The organism is Brevibacterium sp. AGC70 (genome assembly GCF_057334195.1).
In genome coordinates, this window is sequence record NZ_JBHFIH010000018.1 from 304,568 (window position 1) to 325,325 (window position 20,758).

Annotated in this window: 18 protein-coding genes; 15 read left to right on the top strand and 3 right to left on the bottom strand. The window is 64.1% G+C overall.

The window, feature by feature from the left end; all coding sequences use genetic code 11:
• The 15 genes from ACE03M_RS16740 to ACE03M_RS16810 form a co-directional block, all read left to right on the top strand.
• Window positions 1–401: SRPBCC family protein (locus ACE03M_RS16740; protein ID WP_485935162.1), on the top strand; the 401-nt coding region annotated here is incomplete at its 5' end.
• Complete coding sequence (locus ACE03M_RS16745) at window positions 398–1,939, top strand: flavin reductase family protein (RefSeq protein ID WP_485935163.1); 1,542 nt, start codon at window positions 398–400, stop codon at window positions 1,937–1,939. The genes ACE03M_RS16740 and ACE03M_RS16745, both read left to right, overlap by 4 nt.
• 47 nt (window positions 1,940–1,986) lie before the next feature.
• Window positions 1,987–3,339 carry an MFS transporter gene (locus ACE03M_RS16750; protein ID WP_485935164.1) on the top strand — a complete coding sequence of 451 codons (1,353 nt, stop codon included), beginning with the start codon at window positions 1,987–1,989 and terminating at the stop codon, window positions 3,337–3,339.
• A gap of 62 nt (window positions 3,340–3,401) precedes the next feature.
• A complete protein-coding gene (locus ACE03M_RS16755; RefSeq protein ID WP_143924380.1) occupies window positions 3,402–5,954 on the top strand; it encodes a GcvT family protein in 2,553 nt (850 codons plus the stop codon).
• Window positions 5,955–6,372: 418 nt separating this feature from the next.
• Window positions 6,373–7,221 carry a hypothetical protein gene (locus ACE03M_RS16760; protein ID WP_485935165.1) on the top strand — a complete coding sequence of 283 codons (849 nt, stop codon included), beginning with the start codon at window positions 6,373–6,375 and terminating at the stop codon, window positions 7,219–7,221.
• A complete protein-coding gene (locus ACE03M_RS16765) occupies window positions 7,221–8,426 on the top strand; it encodes an MFS transporter (RefSeq protein WP_485935166.1) in 1,206 nt (401 codons plus the stop codon). The genes ACE03M_RS16760 and ACE03M_RS16765 overlap by 1 nt, the downstream gene beginning before the upstream one ends.
• Window positions 8,427–8,573: 147 nt before the next feature.
• Window positions 8,574–8,915, top strand: a complete 342-nt coding sequence (locus ACE03M_RS16770) for a DUF1330 domain-containing protein (protein WP_485935167.1) — start codon at window positions 8,574–8,576, stop codon at window positions 8,913–8,915.
• 205 nt (window positions 8,916–9,120) lie between these two features.
• Window positions 9,121–10,284, top strand: a complete 1,164-nt coding sequence (locus ACE03M_RS16775) for a thiolase domain-containing protein (RefSeq protein WP_485935168.1) — start codon at window positions 9,121–9,123, stop codon at window positions 10,282–10,284.
• A complete protein-coding gene (locus tag ACE03M_RS16780; RefSeq protein ID WP_485935169.1) occupies window positions 10,284–11,993 on the top strand; it encodes an AMP-binding protein in 1,710 nt (569 codons plus the stop codon). Before ACE03M_RS16775 ends, ACE03M_RS16780 begins: the two co-directional genes overlap by 1 nt.
• Complete coding sequence (locus ACE03M_RS16785; protein WP_485935171.1) at window positions 11,990–12,871, top strand: SDR family NAD(P)-dependent oxidoreductase; 882 nt, start codon at window positions 11,990–11,992, stop codon at window positions 12,869–12,871. Before ACE03M_RS16780 ends, ACE03M_RS16785 begins: the two co-directional genes overlap by 4 nt.
• Before the next feature lie 95 nt (window positions 12,872–12,966).
• Window positions 12,967–14,019, top strand: coding sequence for a DctP family TRAP transporter solute-binding subunit (locus ACE03M_RS16790; RefSeq protein ID WP_260848300.1), 1,053 nt, complete (start codon window positions 12,967–12,969; stop codon window positions 14,017–14,019).
• 1 nt (window position 14,020) lies between these two features.
• A complete protein-coding gene (locus ACE03M_RS16795; protein WP_485935173.1) occupies window positions 14,021–14,584 on the top strand; it encodes a TRAP transporter small permease in 564 nt (187 codons plus the stop codon).
• Complete coding sequence (locus ACE03M_RS16800; RefSeq protein ID WP_485935175.1) at window positions 14,581–16,146, top strand: TRAP transporter large permease; 1,566 nt, start codon at window positions 14,581–14,583, stop codon at window positions 16,144–16,146. Before ACE03M_RS16795 ends, ACE03M_RS16800 begins: the two co-directional genes overlap by 4 nt.
• A 53-nt stretch (window positions 16,147–16,199) precedes the next feature.
• On the top strand, window positions 16,200–16,967 hold the full coding sequence (locus ACE03M_RS16805; RefSeq protein ID WP_485935177.1) for an SDR family NAD(P)-dependent oxidoreductase: 768 nt from the start codon (window positions 16,200–16,202) through the stop codon (window positions 16,965–16,967).
• Window positions 16,964–17,749: an MOSC domain-containing protein gene (locus ACE03M_RS16810; protein WP_485935178.1), complete on the top strand. Its 786-nt coding sequence runs from the start codon at window positions 16,964–16,966 to the stop codon at window positions 17,747–17,749. The genes ACE03M_RS16805 and ACE03M_RS16810 overlap by 4 nt, the downstream gene beginning before the upstream one ends.
• 42 nt (window positions 17,750–17,791) lie before the next feature.
• Here ACE03M_RS16810 and ACE03M_RS16815 read toward each other — a convergent pair whose 3' ends face one another.
• The 3 genes from ACE03M_RS16815 to ACE03M_RS16825 all read right to left on the bottom strand — a co-directional run bounded on the left by ACE03M_RS16815 (window position 17,792) and on the right by ACE03M_RS16825 (window position 20,649).
• Window positions 17,792–18,724 carry a PCC domain-containing protein gene (locus tag ACE03M_RS16815; protein WP_485935179.1) on the bottom strand — a complete coding sequence of 311 codons (933 nt, stop codon included), beginning with the start codon at window positions 18,722–18,724 and terminating at the stop codon, window positions 17,792–17,794.
• Window positions 18,721–19,614 carry an IclR family transcriptional regulator gene (locus tag ACE03M_RS16820; protein WP_143924392.1) on the bottom strand — a complete coding sequence of 298 codons (894 nt, stop codon included), beginning with the start codon at window positions 19,612–19,614 and terminating at the stop codon, window positions 18,721–18,723. Before ACE03M_RS16820 ends, ACE03M_RS16815 begins: the two co-directional genes overlap by 4 nt.
• Window positions 19,615–19,740: 126 nt before the next feature.
• Window positions 19,741–20,649 carry a LysR family transcriptional regulator gene (locus ACE03M_RS16825; RefSeq protein ID WP_485935180.1) on the bottom strand — a complete coding sequence of 303 codons (909 nt, stop codon included), beginning with the start codon at window positions 20,647–20,649 and terminating at the stop codon, window positions 19,741–19,743.
• Between the last annotated feature and the right edge of the window lie 109 nt (window positions 20,650–20,758).

Below are 20,758 nucleotides of genomic sequence, written 5' to 3' on the forward strand. Positions count from 1 at the left end.
CGTTCTCGGCCGACGGCCGACGTCTGGTGAAGAAGCTCCTCGGGGATCTTCCCGATTTTCGATTGGGTCGCTGCTCGATGCACCTGCAGCCCAACAGCTGGTTCCACCTCCTCGGGGATCATGTGGTGACCTTCACCGTGCTCCCGATCAACGCGCATCAGACACTCGTGCGCACCACCTGGCTCGTCGCCGACGACGCGGTAGAAGGCGTCGACTACGACCTCGAAACATTGACGCATACGTGGAAGCAGACGAACCTGCAGGACAAGAACTTCGTCGAGCTCTGCCAGCAGGGAGCGACGAGTCCGTTCTACGAGCAGGGCCCGTATATGAAGAGCGAATATCAGGTCGAGGCCTTCATCAACTGGTACACCCAGCGGATGCGGGAGCACGTGGGATGAAGCGCGTCGCCGACCCCATGACTCCGCTGGCGCAGCGGACCCGGGGCCTCGAGATGCCATGGAACCGGGTCCTCTCCAGCACGGCGGGGCCTGCCGGTGCCGCCACGGCTCTGGGACCTTGGCATCCGCAGGAGTTCTCCGCCGAGTGCGTGGAGACCATCCCCGAGGCGGGCGACATGATGGTCTTCGTCTTCCGGCGCATGGACGGTGCTCCACTGGCATTCCGGTCCGGTCAGTACATCAACATCGACTTTCCCGTGTATGGCCCGGATGCCGAGCCGGTGTCGAGGAGCTACTCGATCTCGAGTGCCCCGACGGAACCGTGGACGTTCTCCATCACGATCAAACGTGACCCGAAGGGGCTCGTCTCCACGTGGGCGCACGAGTCCCTTCGGGTCGGCACCACGCTTGAGATGCTGGGCCCGGTGGGAGCGTTCCACCTCGCTGACTACGATCGGCGAGCCCGTTACCTCCTGCTTGCAGCCGGTGCGGGGATCACTCCGCTGATGTCGATGGTGCGTACGATCCATTCGCTGCCGGGTCAGGCCGATGTCGTCCTTCTCTATCACGGTTCTGCCCCAGATCGCTTCGCTTTCGCCGAGGAGCTCAACTTCCTGCAGAAGGCCGACTTTCGCATTGAGGTCATATATACCCTCGGCGATCGGGAGCAGGCCGAGGATTCGGCCGGCGCTGCAAGCGTCTGGGTCGGAAAGACCGGCCGTCTCTCAACCGCGCTCCTCGAAGAGGTAGTCCCCGATGCCAACGGGCGGCAGGTGTTCGCATGTGGTCCCGAGGGATATCTCAACACGGCGACGGACTGCTTGCGCGAGGTCGGAGTGGACGACACCTCGGTGTTCATGGAGTTCTTCTCGGGCGATCGGGAGACCCGTGCCGAATACGCCGAGGAAGTGGCGATCGCAGGCGAGATCGCCGAAGAGATCGCATCGGCCACCGAGGAATACTACGAAGCGCAGCCCGCCGCCTTGGAGATGTACGAACCCGAATATACGGCCGACGGGCCCGTCGAGGCCACAGGTTCGACGCTCGAGGCCGTCGACGCCTTGGCCGAAGTTCCGGTCGAGCCGGAGGCCGAAGTAGTCGTGGCGGGGATCGAGCCTGGGACGGCTGCCGAGGCGGGGGATGAGCCGGTGCTGGACACCAGATCAGACTCCGCAGTCGGAAACTCCCCGGCGACCGCCTCGGCGACGGACGATGACGCAGCAGGTGACGAAGTCACGGTTGTCGATCCGACGACCTTCGCTACCGTGGGCGAAGGCGAGCACCTGATGTCCTTTGTGCGCACCGGACTCAACGTTCGCGTGGATTCGAAGGAATTCGTCCTCGACGCAGCTCGTCGTGCCGGTGTGAAGATCGGTGCGAACTGCCAAGAAGGCATGTGCGGTTCGTGCAAGGTCGTCAAACTCGACGGGGAGGTCGACATGAATCACCAGGGCGGCATCCGCGCCAGAGAGATCGATGCCGGGAAGTTCCTTCCCTGCTGCTCGACGGCGACGAGCGACCTGGTCATCGACGCCTGAGCGACAAGTCGAGTACATTCGCCAGGCTGTGGATCAAAGGAGACCACATGACACAGCAGAAGGGCATCGGGCCAGTCGCTCCGGGCGCAGCCGATTCCACATCAAGTTCCGTCGTTGTCGGACGGACCTCGGTCGACGAGGCGCCGCTGAACAAACTCGTCATCCTCGTCGCAATCGCGGCGTTCGGCGGCATCTTCATCGACGGGTATATTCTCGGCGTCATCGGGGGTGCGGTCGAACCGGCGGCAGCCGAACTGGGGCTGACGACAGTCGGCCAGGGACTCATCGCCGCCAGCGCTCTCATCGGCATCTTCATCAGCGGGCTCTTCTTCGGGCGCATCGCTGACAGGTACGGCCGCAAGAGGGTCTTCTTCTGGAACCTGGTCGGCTTCTTCGTGGTCTCCCTGGCCCAGCTCTTCGTTGTGGGCACCTGGGATCTCGTGGCCATGCGTCTTCTGCTGGGCCTGCTCATCGGAGTCGAGTACGCCGTGGGTACGTCATTGCTGGCAGAATTCACTCCCCGCCGACACAGGAGCGTGCTGCTGGGATCGATCGCTGCGTTCTGGTTCATCGGGTTCATCGCCGCATTCGTCGTCGCGCACCTCTGGAGTCCGGATTCCTGGCGCCTGCTCCTGGCCAGCAGTGCGATTCCGGCACTCATCGTGCTTCTCCTGCGGATGGCTCTTCCCGAGTCTCCCCGCTGGCTGCAGTCGCAAGGTCGCACGGCAGAGGCACAGAAGATCGTGTCGGAGAACTACGGCCCACAGTACGTGCTGCCTTCGGCTCCGACCGAGGTTGTCAGGACGCGACTGCGCGACTTCTTCCGTGAGAACGATTGGCGCACGGTCACCTACGCGGGACTGTTCTGGTTCTGCCAGGTCGGGCCACTCTTCGCCATCTTCACGTTCATCGTGCCTGTGCTCGACGAGCTCGGCCTCAACAACGGATTCTCCACCGATCTGTTCATGAATGGGCTCCAGCTTCTCGGCGCCGGTCTCGGGCTGTGGCTGCTCTGGCGGCTGCCGCGTCGGACATTCGTCATCTGGACTTTCGCGATCATGGTGATCCTGCTCGTCTTCCTGGGCGGATGGTCCGGCCAGCCCGCGATGCTGACGTTCATCGTCTTCGGGGCATTCGTTCTCATCATCACGGCATCTAACAGCGTCCAGTACGTCTATCCACCGGAGATGTTCGAGACCAGGTTCCGCAGCACCGGAGTCGGCTACGCCGCCGCATTCAGCCGCATCGGAGCCGCCGGAGCCACCTACCTGTTTCCGCTCACGCTTGAGCATCTCGGTGTCGCGAGCACTCTGCTCATAGCCGCGATCTTTCCGGCCGTCGGATTCGTCGCTTCGGTGTTCTGGGCGCCGGAGACGAAATACCAATCCTTGGATGTCTGAGCACAACGACGACATCCGCTGCCCCATCAACTTTCACCACCGCACCAACTAAGGAGTACACAGTGCCGATTTCCTCACCATCTTCACCTCGCGTGGTCATCATCGGAGCCGGCATCGTCGGAGCCAACCTCGCGGACGAACTCGCCCAGCTCGGCTGGACCAACACCCTCGTGCTCGAACAGGGGCCCTTGAATATCCCTGGTGGTTCGACCTCGCATGCCCCCGGCCTGGTGTTCTCCTCGAACGGGTCGAAGTCGATGACCGAGTTCGCGCAGTACACGATTGAGAAGCTCACCTCGCTGACTGGCCCCGATGGTCGCGGTTCGTTCCTGCCCGTCGGCGGACTTGAGATCGCCACCCAGGAAGACCGACTCCAGGACCTGCACCGTCGTGCCGGTTGGAATCGGTCCTGGGGTGTCGACGCCGAGGTGGTCGATGCGCAGGAATGCCTGCGGTTGTTCCCTATGCTCAATCCGGACAAGGTCCTTGGCGGGCTTCTGACTCCGGGTGATGGGCTGGCGCTCGCCGCCCGTGGCACCCAGTTGGTCATGGACCGCGCTCGGGCCGCTGGTGTCGAGTTCCGCGACCGCACCACCGTCACCGGTATCGAACAGTCCGGTGGCAAGGTCACCGCAGTGCTGGCCGGCGACGACAGGTTCCCGGCGGACATCGTCGTCTCCTGCGCCGGATTCTGGGGGCCGAAGATCGGTGAGATGGTCGGCACGACGATCCCGCTGCTGCCTCTGGGGCACCAGTTCGCCTGGACGACCGAGGTGCCCAGCCTCGTCGGCAAGAACGAGCAGCCGGCAGGAGCCTCGGCGCCCATTCTTCGCTACCAGGACAAGGACCTCTACTACCGCGAATGGGGTGAGCGGATCGGGATCGGCTCCTATGCTCACCGGCCGATGCCAGTCGACCTCGATACGCTGCGCACCTATTCGCCCGATGAGATCACCGACGAGGTCATGCCATCGAGCCTCGAGTTCACGCCCGAGGACTTCGCCCGAGAGTGGGAGGCTACCAAGGAACTGCTCCCCGAACTGCGCCAGACCCAGGTCCAGCGCGGTTTCAACGGCATCTTCTCCTTCACTCCCGACGGCGGATCGCTCGTGGGGCAGTCCCGAGAAGTCGACGGATTCTTCGTCGCTGAGGCGGTCTGGGTCACCCACGGTGCCGGCATCGCGAAGGCCGTTGCCGAACTCATCTCACTTGGGCGTTCGAACACGGACTTGTCCGGCATTGACCTCAACCGCTTCGAGGACGCACTGACGACACCCGAATACGTCAGCGAGACCTCCCAGCAGAATTTCGTCGAGATCTACGACGTCATCCACCCGCTGCAGCCACGGGTCTCGCCTCGGGACGTGCGGCTCAGTCCCTTCAATGACCGGCAGAAGGAGCTCGGGGCATTCTTCCTCGAGACGAACGGGTGGGAGCGCCCGCACTGGTACGAAGCCAACGCTGCGTTGCTCAATGAACTGCCTGAGGAATGGAAGGCTCCTGAGCGTGAGGGGTGGGCGGACATGTTCCACTCGCCGATCGCGGCGGTCGAAGCGTGGAAGACGCGGACGAATGTGGCCATGTATGACATGACCGCTCTCAAGCGCTTCGAAGTCAAGGGGCCAGGAGCTGGCGAGCTGCTGCATGGGCTGACCACCTCGTCGATGCTGCGCAAGCCGGGAGCTGTCAGCTACACCCTTCTGCTTGATGACGAGGGCGGCATCACCAGCGACATCACCGTCGCGATCCTCGATGAGCAGACCTACCAGGTGGGCGCGAACTCGAATATCGATTTCGCCACCATCACCCGCGCGGCACGGGAACAGTCGGCGGCAGATCCGAGCAAGTGGGCTACCGTTCGTGAGACGACTCAGGGAACCTGCTGCATCGGTCTCTGGGGTCCGCTCGCCCGGGAGGTCATCGGCCAGGTCAGCACCGACGATCTCAGCAACGACGGGCTCAAATACTTCCGTACCAAGCAGATCACCATCGGCGGCATTCCCGTCACGGCGATGCGCCTGTCCTATGTCGGTGAGCTCGGCTGGGAACTCTACACCTCGATGGATCTGGGGCACCGGCTCTGGGACGTGCTGTGGGAGGCCGGTCGGGAGTTCGGGCTCATCGCCGGAGGTCGTGAAGCCTTCAATTCGATGCGCCTGGAGAAGGGGTTCCGCTCCTTCGGCTCCGATATGACCAGCGAGCACGAGCCCGTCCAGGCCGGACTCGGCTTCGCGGTCAAGGCTTCGAAGACCGATGACTTCCGCGGCAAAGCTGCGTTGGCGGACCGAGCCGCAGCTGCGACTCAGAAGCTGACGTGCCTGACTCTGGACCGGCGAGAAGACGTCGTGCTCGGCAGCGAACCCGTGTATGTGACTGGGGGCGCTGGATCCGGGACAAGTGCCGACGGTGCCGGCAACGGTGCGGACAAGGCCGACGGCTACGTCACCTCGGCGGCCTATGGATACTCGATCGGAGCGACCATCGCCTACGCCTGGCTGCCGAACACGCTGGGTGTCGGAGACGGTGTCGAGATTGAGTACTTGGGACGCAGGCTGCCTGCGACTGTCACCGCTGAGCCGATCTTCGACCCGGAGATGACCCGGCTGAAGGGTTGAGCAAACCCGCACCGACATCATCGAACCAACGGCGCCCTGTCGAGACACCTGTGCAGACATGTGTGTCTCGGCAGGGCGCCGTTGTTTCGATGAGAATGAGTGCTGGTCACCCGTTTGCAGGCGGGAGCAGAATGGGGACCTCTGCGACCGCGGCCGAGAGACGTGTATACCGTGACCCTCGCCGAGGTGGCCCGGACGCATTCATATTCCCTCCTTTGGGGGATTGTTCGGGCTGCAGCAGAGCCACAGACTGGAGGACATCATCTAGAGACGCATATCTATAGGAGTCCTCATGCCGGCGACACAGTTGTCCCGACTGCCCCGCCTCGTGCAGCAACTCGCGGTGTCGGCCGCAGTCGCGGCTGCGGTACCGTACCTATTCTTTAAGGTCCTGTGGTTATCAGGCTCGACCGTTGGCATGACATCGGCGGCTGACGCCGGAGAGATGCATGGGACCCGCTACCTCATCGGCAACACCGTCACCGTCGCAATGGTGCTCGTCGCTGTCGGTCTTGTCATGGCTCTGACCTGCAGGTGGGCTCGGCGAGTTCCCGGGGCGGTGATCTTCATCCTCGGTGCCGGGGCTGCCGGGCTCCTGGCTCCGATTCTGCTGGGGCTACCGCTCGGCGTCGTTATTCAGTCACTCACCGGCGCGGATACGCAGCCAGCCGATCAAGGATTGACCCCCTGGGTGTTCGGATTTGTCTACGCCGGATTCTGCGTCCTGGCCGTGGCGATGGCCATCTCCGTGGGTGCGCATGTGGTCGATCGCTGGGGACACCTGCTGACTGCTCCACCGTCCGCACCTTCTGCTTTCGCGGTGGCCTGTGGCGCAGTCGGGATGCTTCCCGTCTCCGGTGCCATGGCCTACTGGGGTGTGATGGGCCCAGGAACTCTCGGACCGCAGGGCATGGACCTGCCGGCGCAGCGGACCGTGCTGGTGGTGACAGCCCTGCTCGGCGTGTCCGCGTTCGCCATCCCACTGATCTCCCGCCATCTGGCGCTCTGGCCGCGGACGGCCTGGCTGGTGACGTGGACAGGATGCTGTGTCGTCGTCCTCCAGGGCCCGACTCAGATCGTTCTCGCTCAAGACGCAGTCGTTCAGCCGCTGGTGGTCGTGCTCGCCCTTGCAGCTGTCCCCGGAGGCAGCATCTACGGTCTGGCTGTGATGCGCAGGTATCTGCAGTCGCGTCCGAGCCCAGGTTCTGCTGTCCTTGCCCGGCGCGGGCAGAATCCATCTCCGCCAGATCAAGTGAGTCCGGTCTGATGCCCAGATGGCTGTTCGTACTGCTGGCCGCCGCCTTCGTCCTCTACACCGACGACTACGTCATCGCCGGCATACTCCCCGAAATCGCCCGTGACCTCGACGTCACCGAGGGGCAGGCGGGTCAGCTCGTCACGGCGTTCTCCGTGACGGTCGCGGTGGGCGCGCCTCTCGCGGCCGTCGTCACGTCACGCCTTCCGCGTCGCCTCCTGTTCGCGATCGCGCTGCTGATCTTCACCGCCGCGAATCTTCTCGCCGCGGTTGTGGGCTCATTTGGTGCGCTATTGCTGCTGCGCATCGTCGCCGCCTTGGCCACCGCAATTGCGACCCCGGCGATCTTTGCCTTCGCCGCGCGGCAGGCACCGATTGACAAGGCAGGGCGCTTCATCGCGGTCATCTCGCTTGGAGTGACAGGATCGATCGCCGTCGGAGTGCCGCTGGGCACGTGGATCGGTGGAGTCTTCGGGTGGCGCGCGACATTCCTGACCATGGGAGTCTGCGGAATCGTGGTGCTGCTCGCCGTCCTCATCACGTTGCCGCAGGCCCGCGCGGAAGACACGCTCACCGGGGTGCGGGACCAGCTGCGCGTCCTCCTGCAGGGACGGATCTCCCTGAGTCTGATCGCGAATTGTTCGCTGATGACCGGATCGATGATGATGCTCACCTATCTTGCTCCCTATCTGAGCGCAGTCGCCGGCGCAGACGTCGATGATCGTGCGCTCGCCTTCGGCCTCGCTGGAGTGGCGGGGATCCTCGGTATCTGGTTGGCAGGGGAGGCCGTCGACCGATGGGGAGCAGACCGCACCCTAGCCATCGGCGTCGGTGCCATCGTCGCCTCGATGCTCGGATTCTCGGTGATATGGATGAGCAGACCCGTGCCTCTGTGGCTTATCCTCATCACATCGACCTTCTGGGGAGGGATGGCGATGGGGAATTCGCCTGCCGTCCAGTCGCGTCTGGCCTCGATGGCTGGCCCGCTGGCTGGGCAGGCGCTGGCACTCAACACTTCCAGCACCTACCTGGGAGTCTCCGGCGGTGCGGCGATCGGCGGAGTCGCGCTGTCCGTAGTCGGTCCGGGGGCCTTGCCGTTGGCGTCGGCTGTCTTCGTCCTCGGATCATTCCTGCTGTTCTTGGTCTCCCGCCAGTCGAATTCTCGCTGCGCGGACCCACCTCGGTCGCAGTCCACACAGATGAGGAACGAGAAATGAGGAGAGGAACGACATGCGAGAACGAAACGAGACGTCGCAACACGCGATTCAGGCCGAATTGGGCTGTGGACCGGTCACCTGCCCGACGCTCCCGAGGACCCGCACGATGCTTTCGACCGCCTGCCTGATGACTGGAGGACACCACTGATGACCGCCTACGCGATCGCCCATCTGCAAGAGGCCGAACCTCATCCCGATGTCCTCGAATACATCGAGAGGATCGGCGGAACCTTTCAGCCCTTCGGCGGCCGCTTCCTCGTGCATGGCACTCCGCACGAGGTCAGGGAAGGCACATGGCCCGGGCACGTCGTCATTATCGGATTTCCGAGCCTCGACCAAGCCCGCGCATGGTGGGACTCTCCGGCCTATCAGGAGATCTCTTCGCTGCGGTCACGGCACATCGCCAGTGACATCATCCTCGTCGACGGTGTGCCCGTGGACTATGACCCGGCAGAGACCGCGCGGGTGATGCGCGGCGGATCCGCGTAGGTCCGGCGAACTTGCGATTCCGGCAGCCACGCAGCCGCTCCGGCGACCGGGCAACTCCAGCAACGTAGTGCCGCCGACTGCGGCCGAGGCACTCCTTGTTCCATATGGTGGATTCGTATTGACCGATAACTGGGACTGACGAAAGTATGACAGCAAGAGTTACTGTCGACTGCCCCACCTCGGTGGCGGACCCAAAGGAGTGTCCATGCCCAAGCCTGCGATCATCGGTTGGTCCCACGGAAAGTTCGGCCGCTCCGAATCGCCTCTTCCCGAGATGATGGCCGAGGTCGCCAGAGGGGCCATTGCCGATGCAGGCCTCGAACCGGCCGACATCGACGTCATCCATGTCGGCGTCTACAACAACGGTCTGTCCAAGCAGGGATTCGAGGCAGCGCTTCCCGGGGTCGTCTTCCCCGAACTGGCCCTCACACCAGCGCACCGGCATGAGAATGCCTGTGCCACGGGCTCGACTGCGGTCTTCGCCGCCCATGATTCCATTGCCGCCGGCCGGCATAGGACTGCCCTGGTCATCGGGGCAGAACGAATGACCCAGGCATCTGGTCATGACGTCAACGAGGTCCTGCTCAGTGCCAGCTACCGGGAAGAAGAGGAGCACTTCAAGTCCTTCGCCGGTGTCTTCGGAGAGATCGCCCGCCAGTACTTCGAACGCTACGGCGATCACTCACAGGCCCTGGCGACGATCGCCGCGAAGAACCACGCCAACGGTGCCCACAATCCGCTTGCCCACATGCAGAAGGACCTCGGCTTCGAGTTCTGCAACACGGTCTCGGAGAAGAACCCCTACGTCGCGGAACCGCTGCGCCGCACCGACTGCTCGATGGTCTCCGATGGGGCTGTTGCACTGGTCATGGCCGCCGAGGATGTCGCCGCCTCGGCCCCACAAGCGGTGACTTGGCGCGGCATGGGCAATGCCAATGATGTCCTTCCCCTGTCCCAGCGCGACCCCTTGGAGATGGCCGGAGCCCGCCGCGCCATGGCCCAGGCGCTCGACGCCGCTGGAATCGGCATCTTCGACCTCGACCTGCTCGAGACCCACGACTGCTTCACCATCGCCGAGCTCCTCGAATACGAGGCCTTCGGACTCGCCGAACCCGGCCAGGGTCATCGTCTCCTCGCCGAGGGCACAACAGCCGTCGGCGGACGCCTGCCGGTCAACCCCTCCGGCGGGCTCAAGGCCAAGGGCCACCCGATCGGCGCCACCGGCGTCTCCATGCACGCGCTCGCCGCCGCCCAGCTCACGGGCCGCTCGCCAGGTATCCAGATTCAGGATCCAGAACTGGCCGGAGTCTTCAACATGGGCGGAGCCGCCGTATCCAACTTCGCCTCGATCCTCGAGCGCGCACGCTGATGCGCGCCATCTCCCAGACCTCGCCGGCCAAGGACTTCACACCCACACCTCGGCGAGGGGTCAACGTCTCCCGCTTCCTCACTCAGACTGCTCGGCGGATCCCCGACCACACCGCGGTCATCGACGACGACCACTCAGTGCGATGGACGTGGAGCGAACTCGACGCTCGCGCCGAGGCACTTGCACTGGCCCTCCAAGCCGGGGGAGTGGGCAGGCGCGACAGCGTCCTCCTCGTCTCGGCCAACCACGCCGAGGTGATCCAATCCTTCTGGGGCATCATCCGCGCCGGAGCCGTCATCGCCCCACCCAATGCCGCACTGTCGACCGAAGAGCTGCTGAGCATCAGCTCCGATGTCATCCCGGCCGCGATCATCGTCGACCGCGCCCATGTCGACTTCGTCGAGGCACTGAAACAGACAGGCTTCACCGGCGCCGTTCTGTGGATCGGCGAGCTGCCAGATGGATCGCCCTCGAACACGGCTGCGGAGAGTGTCGCAGAAGTCGGCGACTTCGCGGTCGAGGAGGATGACCCCTGTTGGTACTTCTTCACCTCCGGATCCACGGGCAAGCCCAAGGCAGCCACATTCACGCACCGCCACCTCGGCGCGGTGCTGGCGAACCATCGCTGCGATCTCTTCCCCGTCGAGGACGAGAACGGGGCCTCACTCGTACTCGCGCCGCTCTCGCACGGGGCAGGCATCCATATGCTCGCGCAGGTCTTCGGCGGGACTCCTTCGGTCATCCATCCTGGGGGGAAGGCCGATCCGGGCACTCTGTGGGACTCGATCGACGGGTACCAGATCACCAACGCCTTCACGGTCCCGACCATTCTCAACCGCATCGTCGCAGGCTACCCGGCGGATCGCGGGCCCGCCGATCACAGCCTCAAACGTGTCGTCTACGCGGGTGCCCCGATGCTCGCAGCCGACCAGTCACGTGCCCTTCAACGACTCGGTCCCTGCTTGGTGCAGTACTTCGGCCTCGCCGAGGTGACCGGTGCGATCACTGTTCTCCGCCCCGAAGAGCACGGAACGATCCCCGTCGACTCCGCCGGCATCGGCACCTGTGGCAGAGCCCGCACCGGAGTCGACATCGTCATCCTCGACGAGTCGGGCCGGGAGTTGGCCGCCGGTGATCAGGGTGAGGTCTGCGTGGCCGGACCCACCGTCTGCGCAGGTTACCTCGGACGCGCCGATGCCAACGCCGAGTCCTTCGCCCACGGCGTCTTCCATACCGGCGACGTCGGTTACCTCGACGAATCGGGCTTCCTGTTCCTCACCGGCCGCAAATCCGATATGTACATCTCCGGCGGGTCGAACGTCTACCCGCGAGAAATCGAGGAACTCCTCCTCACCGACGCCGAGGTGGCCCAGGCCGTTGTCGTGGGAGTGCCCGATGCGCAGTGGGGAGAGATCGGCATCGCGATCATCGAACCGGCGTCGAGTCGCGCGGCGAATGCCAGCGCCGGCTCGAGCGCTGAGGCAGGTGCCGACGCTGAGGCAGGTGCCGACGCGAGCGCGGGAACTGACCCGAACGCGGGAACTGACCCGAGCGAACGGCTGCGCGCCCTGTGCAAGTCAGCGCTCGCGCCGTACAAGGTGCCCAAGGAGATCCACTTCGTCGAGGCGATGCCTGTCACGGCGTATGGGAAGCTGGCACGCAAGGAGCTCAAGGCCGAATACTCGGCAGGGCGGGGAAGCGCACGATGAGCGATCTCAACGGAAAAATCGTCATGGCCATCGGCTGCGGCACCCCGGATGGGCAGGTCAACAATGGGTTCGCGGCAGCGAAGGCATTCCTCGCAGCAGGCGCGAAAGTATGCATCGTCGACCGCGACCGGGCGGCACTCGACCACGCACGGGCGACCCTCGGGGAGGCCCGCGCCCCAGGTGACGAGGCCTGCGCCCCAGGTGACGAGGCCAGTTCCCTGGATCGCCTCGGCGAGGGTGGCGACCTGGACTCCCTTGTGACCACAGTCGTCGCCGACGTCGGGGACGAGGACTCCCTGTCGGCGGCCTTCGACCACTGCGCGTCCACGCTTGGTGAGCCCACGGTGCTGCATTTCAACGTCGGCATCGTCGTCAACGGCGGACTCGACACACTGGAGACCTCCACCTTCGCGAAGGCCCTCGACATCAACCTCACGGGAGCATTCGCGGCGATGAAGCAGGCGCTGCCGTACATGCGCAGGGCCGGAGGCGGATCGATCATCACAGTCTCCTCGGTGGGTGGAATGCGCTACATGGGCTACGACTACCCCGCCTATGCCGCATCGAAGGCGGGACTCATCGAACTCACGAAGGTCGTCGGCGCCCAGTACGCATCCGAGGGAATACGCGCGAACTCCATCGCACCGGGGCTCATCGAGACACCACTCATCCACAACTCGATCAGCGGCCACTACGACTCGGTCGAGGACATGCTCGCAGCCAGACATGCTCTGTCGCCGACGGGGAAGATGGGCCAACCAGGCGACATTGCGAAGCTCGCTGTGTTCCTCGCCTCAGACGACTCGAGCTATATCAACTCCACACTCATCCCGGTCGACGGCGGACTCGTCCACTTCGCCGGAACCCCGAAGAGCTGACCCCGAAGACCTGATCAGATTGCGGGCCTGAACAGACCGACAGAACCAGCCGTGACGAAGCAGTCGCGGCGATGAAGACAGACAGGAACAACTCAATGATGGAGGCAAAGGTGCCGACAACACCGACGAAGAGGACCGTGCTGACGTGGTTCGCCGTGCTGGTCACGCTCGTCCTGCTCGTCAGCGGATGCGGAACGAACTTCGGCACGACCGACGACGGGAAGCAGAAGTACCGGTGGAAGATGACGGTCACGACCGGCTCGACGAGCACCTGGTACATCGCGGCTGAGAAGTTCGCGAAGGACCTCGAAGAGGAGACCGATGGGCGCATCACGCTCAAGGTCTTCGGCAGCGAACGGCTCTCGGCAGGTGAGGCCACCGCAGGCGTCGAACAGCTCATGGACGGGGCGAAGGACTTCTCCTACAACTCGCCGATCATCTACTCGGCCGTCGACCCGCGCTTCGGCACCGTCACCGCCCCCTTCATCTTCGACAGCGTCGAAGATGGCCAGAAAGCACTGACGGGCAAGGGCGGAGAGGTCTACGCCGACTACCTGTCCGAGCACGGCGTCCACCTCCTGGGCTTCGGCGAATCGGGGATGCGTCAGCTCACGAACACCCACCGCCCGATCCACACCCCGGAGGACCTGCACGGACTCAAGTTCCGCATCCCCGGATTCGGCCTCTACACCGACCTGTACCGGTCACTGGGCTCCAACCCGACGACGATGCCCTTCGGCGAGGTGTTCACCGCACTGCAGCAGGGCGCGATCGACGGACAGGAGAACCCGATCGACGTCATCTACTCCTCGAATCTGCAGGAGGTCCAGCCTTATCTGACCCTGTGGAACTACTCCTATGACCCGTTGGTCTTCGGCGTCAACGAGGACCTCTTCGATTCCCTTGATGCCGAGGATCAGGAGCTCGTGAGCCGCCTGGCCAAGGAGACCAACGAGTTCCAGATCAAGAAGAATCGCGATGGCGAGGAGAAGCTGATCAAGGAGCTCAAGGACAGCGGCATGGAGGTCAACGAACTCACCGAGTCCGAGAAGGACGAGTTCCGCACCACCCTGGAACCGCTGTACGCCCAGTACCGCAAGATCTGGGGCCAGGACATGTCCGAAGCGTTCATTCCGGAAGGACTCTGAGATGAAAATCGTCAAATGGTTCGAAGACTGGGTCGTGATCGCCTCGTTCATGATGATCGTCCTCGTCACCTTCGTCAACGTCGTCTCCCGCTACACCTTCCAAGCCTCGCTGGCCTTCAGCGAAGAGATCACGATCAACCTCCTCGTCGTGCTCACGATGATGGGAGCGGTCGTCGGCATCCGCCTCGGCGCGCACCTGGGATTCACCTACCTCGTGGAGAATGCGAAGGCGACGACGCGCAGGACTCTCATCATCATCGGCGCGGCTCTGATGATCGTCTTCCTCGCCGTCCTCCTCTTCTGGGGCAGCGAGATGATGATCCACCAGATGGTTCGCGGTCGTGCGACCCCGTCCCTGGGCATCCCGCAATGGCTGTTCACGCTGTCCATCCCGCTGGCCGGCCTCCTGGGAATCGTCCGCACGCTGCAGGCAGCCCGGGTGTCGCTGCATGAGGACACCTCCGCCGAGGCGGTCGCTGAGCGCATGGCGCACGAAGCCGCACCCATCATCGACGATTCAGAGCTGAAGACCCACCCCACCGACCGTCAGGGAGGCCGCAAATGATCACGCTGCTGCTGTTCGGAAGCTTCTTCCTGTTCCTTGCCCTGGGCATCCCGGTGGCGTTCGCGCTCGGTCTCTCCGCAGTCACCGTCCTCATCACCACCGATGGGCTTCAGGTCCTCGACGTGGTGCCCTCGGTCATGTTCCCGTCGATGAGTTCGGGTACGCTGCTGGCAATCCCGTTCTTCGTCCTCGCCGGCATCGTCATGCAGTACACCGGCATCTCCCAGCGCCTCGTCGACCTCGCGTTCCTGGTCTTCGGCCGCTTCAGCCACGGTCTGGCCGCGGTCACGATCATCTCCGCGTTCTTCTTCTCCGCGATCTCCGGATCCGGACCGGCCACGGTCGCCGCGATCGGCGCGATCCTCATCCCGGCGCTGATTCGCAACGGGTATCAGAAGAAGCACGCCGTCTCCCTCGTCGCGGCCTCGGGCTCGATGGGCATCGTCGTGCCACCGTCGATCGCGTTCATCATCTTCGCCGTCGTCGCTTCCGAGTTCGGGTCGATCTCGATCAGCCGCCTGTTCATCGCCGGCATCGTGCCCGGCGTGATCATGGCCGTGGCGTTCTTCATCGCCGCGCTCTTCGTCCCCCGTGTCCGTGAACTCGCGGGTCTGCCCGTGAAGTCGGGTCAGGGGCTGCTGGCTGCAGGCAGTGAGCCCGCAACCACCACCGGCGCCGAGGCGGCCGTGTCCTCGGACTCGACCGCATCGTCGGCGACAGCGTCGTCCGCGGCAGCAGGAGCCGGTGGCGCCGGCGCGACGAAGACTCGTCTGTTGAAAGCCGGCAAGGCTGGAACGCCCGTGTCGACGAGCGGCTCGGCCACCTCGGCGGGCACCGGTGTGACGACCGGCTCCGGGAATGGAACCGGCGCAGCCGCGCCTGCCGAGGGCAGCTTCGGCGAGTTCCTCTCAGCCCTCGTCAAGGCCATTCCGGGTCTGCTCATACCCGTCATCATCCTCGGCGGCATCTACGGCGGCATCTTCACCCCCACCGAGGCGGGCGCCGTGGCATCCGTGTTCGCACTGTTGGTCGGTGTCTTCGTCTACCGTGAGCTGAAGTGGCCTGACCTGCCGAAGGTGTTCCTGGAGTCGGGAGTCTCGACAGCCGTCATCATGTTCATCGTCGGTGTGGCCAGCCTCTTCTCCTACGTCATCACGGTCGAAGGCATCGCCGAGACCGTGTCATCGGCCGTGTTGGGGGTCACTGATAACAAGTTCCTCATCCTCGCGGTGATCACGATCATCCTGCTCATCGTCGGTGCCTTCGTCGATGCGATCAGCGCGTTCTATCTGTTCATCCCGATTCTCGTGCCCATTCTGCTGGCGGTCGGTGTGGACATGACGACGATCGGTGTGTTCATGACCGTCAACCTCGCGATCGGCCTGTTCACACCACCCGTGGGACTCAACCTCTACGTCGGTGCCGGCATCGGCAAGATCAGGATCGAGGAATTGGTGCGCGGCATCATGCCGTTCCTCATCGCAGCGATCATCGCCCTGCTGCTCATCACCTACATCCCGGCGATTTCGAACTGGCTGCCCGACCTCCTCGGCGTCGGCTAGATCCTCGATCCACGACAACGCCCGAACTGTCTCTCGAATCTTCAAGGAGAACCATGGAACCCTATCTGCTGACGAACAAATCGGCCCTGGTCACAGGTGCCGCCCAGGGCATCGGCCTGGCCATCGCGACCTCACTGGCCAGACGGGGGGCCTCGATCGGGATCGTCGATCTCAAGGGTGCCGAAGCGGCTGCCGAGAGTCTGTCGAAGCAGTTTCCCGAACAGACCTTCACCGGGTACGAACTCGATGTCCGCGACGCCGAGGCGGTCACCGCTGCCGTCGGATCCTTCGCCGAGTCGTTCGGTGGGATAGACATCCTCGTCAACAACGCGGGCACCGCGGCCAGGATCGGAATCGATGAGATCACGGCCGAACAGTGGCAGCGTGACCTGGACACCAACCTCGGCGGGACGTTCAACTCCATCAAGGCCGCCGTCCACCCGCACATGATCAACGCCGGTATGGGGTCGATCATCAACATCTCCTCGATCTCAGGCATCAACGGCGGTGCGGTCTCCGCTGGTGAGGCCGGGGCGCGTTCGGGTCCGGCGTATGCGGCGAGCAAGGGCGGGATCATCGCGCTGACGAAGTGGGTGGCCAAGGAGTACGGGCGGCAGGGAATCCGCTGCAACTCGGTGGCTCCGGGCCCCGTGGAATCCGCACTCACCGCAGGACAGGACTACGACACCTCGAACCAGGCCCTGGACCGCATGGGCACACCCGCTGAGATCGCCGAGGCGGTCGCCTACCTCGCCAGCGATGGCGCGGCCTTCACGACCGGCCAGATCCTGCGCATCGACGGCGGGGCCGTGATGTCGTGAGCTCATCAGCTTCACCACCGTCAGCGGCCTCGCTCCCGGACGAGGTTCTCGACGTCTGCGCCATCGGGTTCACCCCGATCAAGGGGACGCGGCACCAGTCGCAGACCGAGTCCTCGTTCGACGAGCACGGGCCCGTGGGGGACCGGCGCTACTGCCTCGTCGACACCGACACACGGCGGGTCCTGCGGACCGTGCAGAACCCGCCGTTGGTCGCGGTCGCTGCGGCGTTTCACGGTGCCCAGCTGGAGATCTCGCTGCCCGACGGTCGGTCGGTCTGCGCTGCACCGAAGACCTCGGGTGAGGTGCTGACCTGCGATTACTGGGGCAGACCCGTAGCAGCTGAACTGATGCAGGGTCCACATGATGCTCTGCTGTCCTCGTGGCTGGGCAAGCCTGTGCGTCTGGCTCATGTTCCACGCGGAGACGTCGTCTTCGGGGAGCCGATCACGATCGTGACCACAGCCTCCATCCGCGATCTCGGCGAGAGACTCGGGCATCCTGATCTCCTTGCCGAAGCAGCTCGATTCAGGGCGACACTGCTCGTCGAGACGGACGTCCCCTATATTGAGGAGACGTGGAACGGCCGCGAGATGACCTTCGGCGAGATTCGCATTCGGGTCGGAGGGCCGATCCCACGCTGCGCGGTCATGGATCTGCATCCCGTCACCGGCGCGCGCGGCTCGCGGTTGCTGAAGTCCCTTGCCGCCTACCGACCCAGAAACGACGCTGGTGAACCTCATTTCGGGGTCTATGGGCAGGTCATCGACGCACCCAGAAGCTGACCGCAGAACGAGTGTGCCTGCGGAATGTGTGAGGCTTGCCCTTCACCTCGACAGCACGAGGAGCTCGAAGGTCACGGCCACAGGGTTCGCCCCGAGGGCCAACTGTCCTGTGTGAACCTCGCCGGCGACATCGACGACTTCGCCCTCGAGGCTCACCTGCGGGTTGTCACCCAGGGCGCCACTGACTGAACCCGTCAGGTGAGTGAACTCCACGGCCGGCCATGGGGCGGAACTATCGGTGAACACGGTGCCGGTGGTGCTGCCGAGACTGGCCCGCACCTCGGCGGTGTCGAAGCCGGGGGCACGGCAGATGGCCACGATCGCGTCATCGATGAGCTCCCCGGGACGGACACGGGAGATGACCGCGCTGCTGGGAACCGACTCCGAGCTGGGCGAGTCCGTCGCCGTCGGTGCGAACGCGAAGAACCCGGTCTCCGGATCGGCTTCGCTGAACTGCTGCGCATCGGCGAGGGCAAAGACACGCAGGCGCATACCTTTCGGCCCGACGAGTGTGCCGGGCAGCAGATGACCGCCCTTGACCAGGCCCTCCCCGGTCAACCAGGAAGCGTGGATATGGGTGAACGGAACACCGTCCTTCTTACCCACCGTCGCCGAGGCATGCCGCAACTCCGCTGGCCCATCGTGGTGGAACTCGGAGGTGAAGGACATTGGGTGCTCGGCATCGGGGCCATAGGCCGGATAGACGTAGTCGATACGACCGAACTCACCGTCAGCGAACTCCACCATGAGCCCGGAGACGTCGAGTGATTCCAGGAGGCCGGTCACGGAGTCGAAGAGATCATCGCCGGCGGCGAGATCGATGAGATGCTCGCTATGGCGGGTCGGCACTGAGACGATTCTCGGACTCTGCCGTGGCCCTGCATGGATGACGACGTCACCGGGCTCGCCGAGGCGGTAGCCGGGAGACTCGTGTGCGCTGGTGGTGTCGTGTGCCTGCGCAGTGTCGTCGGTCATGTCTGGTCCTCCACGCTGCTCACAGCCACGGCTATCTGGCGAGCTTCGTGCTGGAGAAGCTCGGCGAGTTCGAATACACGAGCCCCGGTCATGCGCTCCTCGATGCTGGCGATCGACAGGGCCGCGCGCGGCTTCCTGCCCTTGACCCTGACCGGCACGCCGATCGCCCACGATCCCTGGGCGAAGAGCCCTGGGTTGTGGACGAACCCGTCGTGACGGCCCCGGCGGATGATCTCCTTGAGCCTGGGAACAGAGACTTCGGGGTAGCGGTCGGCAAATATTCTTGAGTTGGCCTCGAAGGAGGCGTCCACCTCGGCGTCGGAGAATTGGGTCATGATGGCAAGACTTCCTGCGCCGATGCCCAAGGGGTGGCGATCGCCCACGGCCAGGGCGTTGTTGAAGATCGGGCCGAAGCCGTCCTCGCGGCGGGCACAGATCGAGTAGCTGCCGGTGCGCATCGTGAGGAAGGCAGTATCCTGAGTGAGCTCGGCGAGCCTGAGCAGGCTCGACTCGGATTCTTCAATCGCGGGGTCGGCGGACTTCTGGGCCAGCTGTCCCATGATCTGGGACTGCACGCCGAGACGGTAGCCGCCGTCCTCGCATCGTTCGACGTATCCCATGGCGATGAGGGCGTTGAGCATGCGATGCACGCTGGCCTTGGGGCGACCGCTGATGGCCACGATCTCGCTGAGAGGCGCGCCGTTGGGGTTCTCGCTGCTGATGATGCCGACGAGCCCCAGCAGGGACAGGGCGCGCTGGATGCTCTGGGCTCCAGTGCCCGGTCCCAGGTCGTCGACGGCGTGAGCGACGTTGAATGATGCGGAACGGCGCATGATCCGCCCGCGCATCTTCATCCGGTCGAGATCGTGTGTCTGCGCTTCATTGCCCATGCTTCGATTATCGGCTGTTGCAGGGCAACGCCAGAAGTCGGATCCATGATGTGGACCGCAGATGGGGGTGCGATGCTCGCGATGCTCCCATCGGTTGCCTGGCGCCGCAGCTCTTCGTGTGCTGATCTACTTCGGGGTCAGCTGTCTGCGCAGAGCCTGAATCATCAGGTCGAGACCGTCCGACTCCCGCTGCGGATCGGCGGCGAGGATCTGAATGAAACGCGCTTCGAGGCCGGGGTCGTCGAGTTCCACGGCAGTGCACCCCGCCTCGGCGAGGTTATCCGGGATCGTGCGCTCCGCCATCATCGCGACCATCGTCGTTCCCGACACGGCTCTCATAGTGAGCACAGGACAGGTGGCTTCGATCGTTGGTGAGAACACCTGCCCCTGAGCACGCACGGCCTGTTCGATCCTCATCCGGGCCGTGTTGCCAGCAGTCAACGTGGCGATCGGATAGTCGACGAGATCACCGATCCGGAGACTTGGCCGTCGGGCAAGCGGGTGCTTCCTGTCGAGAACCGCAAAGTTACGAGCCTGGATCTGATCGATCTGCCTGACCCCTGCAATCGAGTCCAGGTTCTGGTCGGAGACGGAGAAGTTTACGCACAGATCTGCTTCTCGGTTCTTGAGCACCTGGAGCGCCTCGAGTGACGTGCGATCGATGACCGAGACCTGCACCTGATCGGTGGTGGTCATGACCCGGTTGATGGCATCGGCGACGACGGTCTGGCCCAATCCAGTGCTCGTGACGATCCTGATGGTCTCCACTGCTTGGGAATAGGTGCCGAACGAATCGGTGAGCAGCTCGGATTCGGCCACCATCCGCCGTGCGAAGTCGGCGACTGCCAGACCCGGCCCGGTGGGAACGACCCCTGACGCCGAACGTTCGAAGAGCGTCGTGCCGTAATGGTCTTCGAGTGTTTTGATCTGACGGCTGGCTGTCGAATGTGAGACGAACAGTGCTCGCGCGGCAAGGTGAATCGAGCCGTATTCGACCAGTGCCAGTAGGGTATTGAGGCTGCGCAGGTCGGTCATCCCAACATTTTAGGCATGGTGGTGCATAACATGCACAACGTCCGTGCATGATTCGCACCTGCTTCCGGACAGATCTGTCTTCCTATCCGGTCCGGACTCCGTCAGTCTG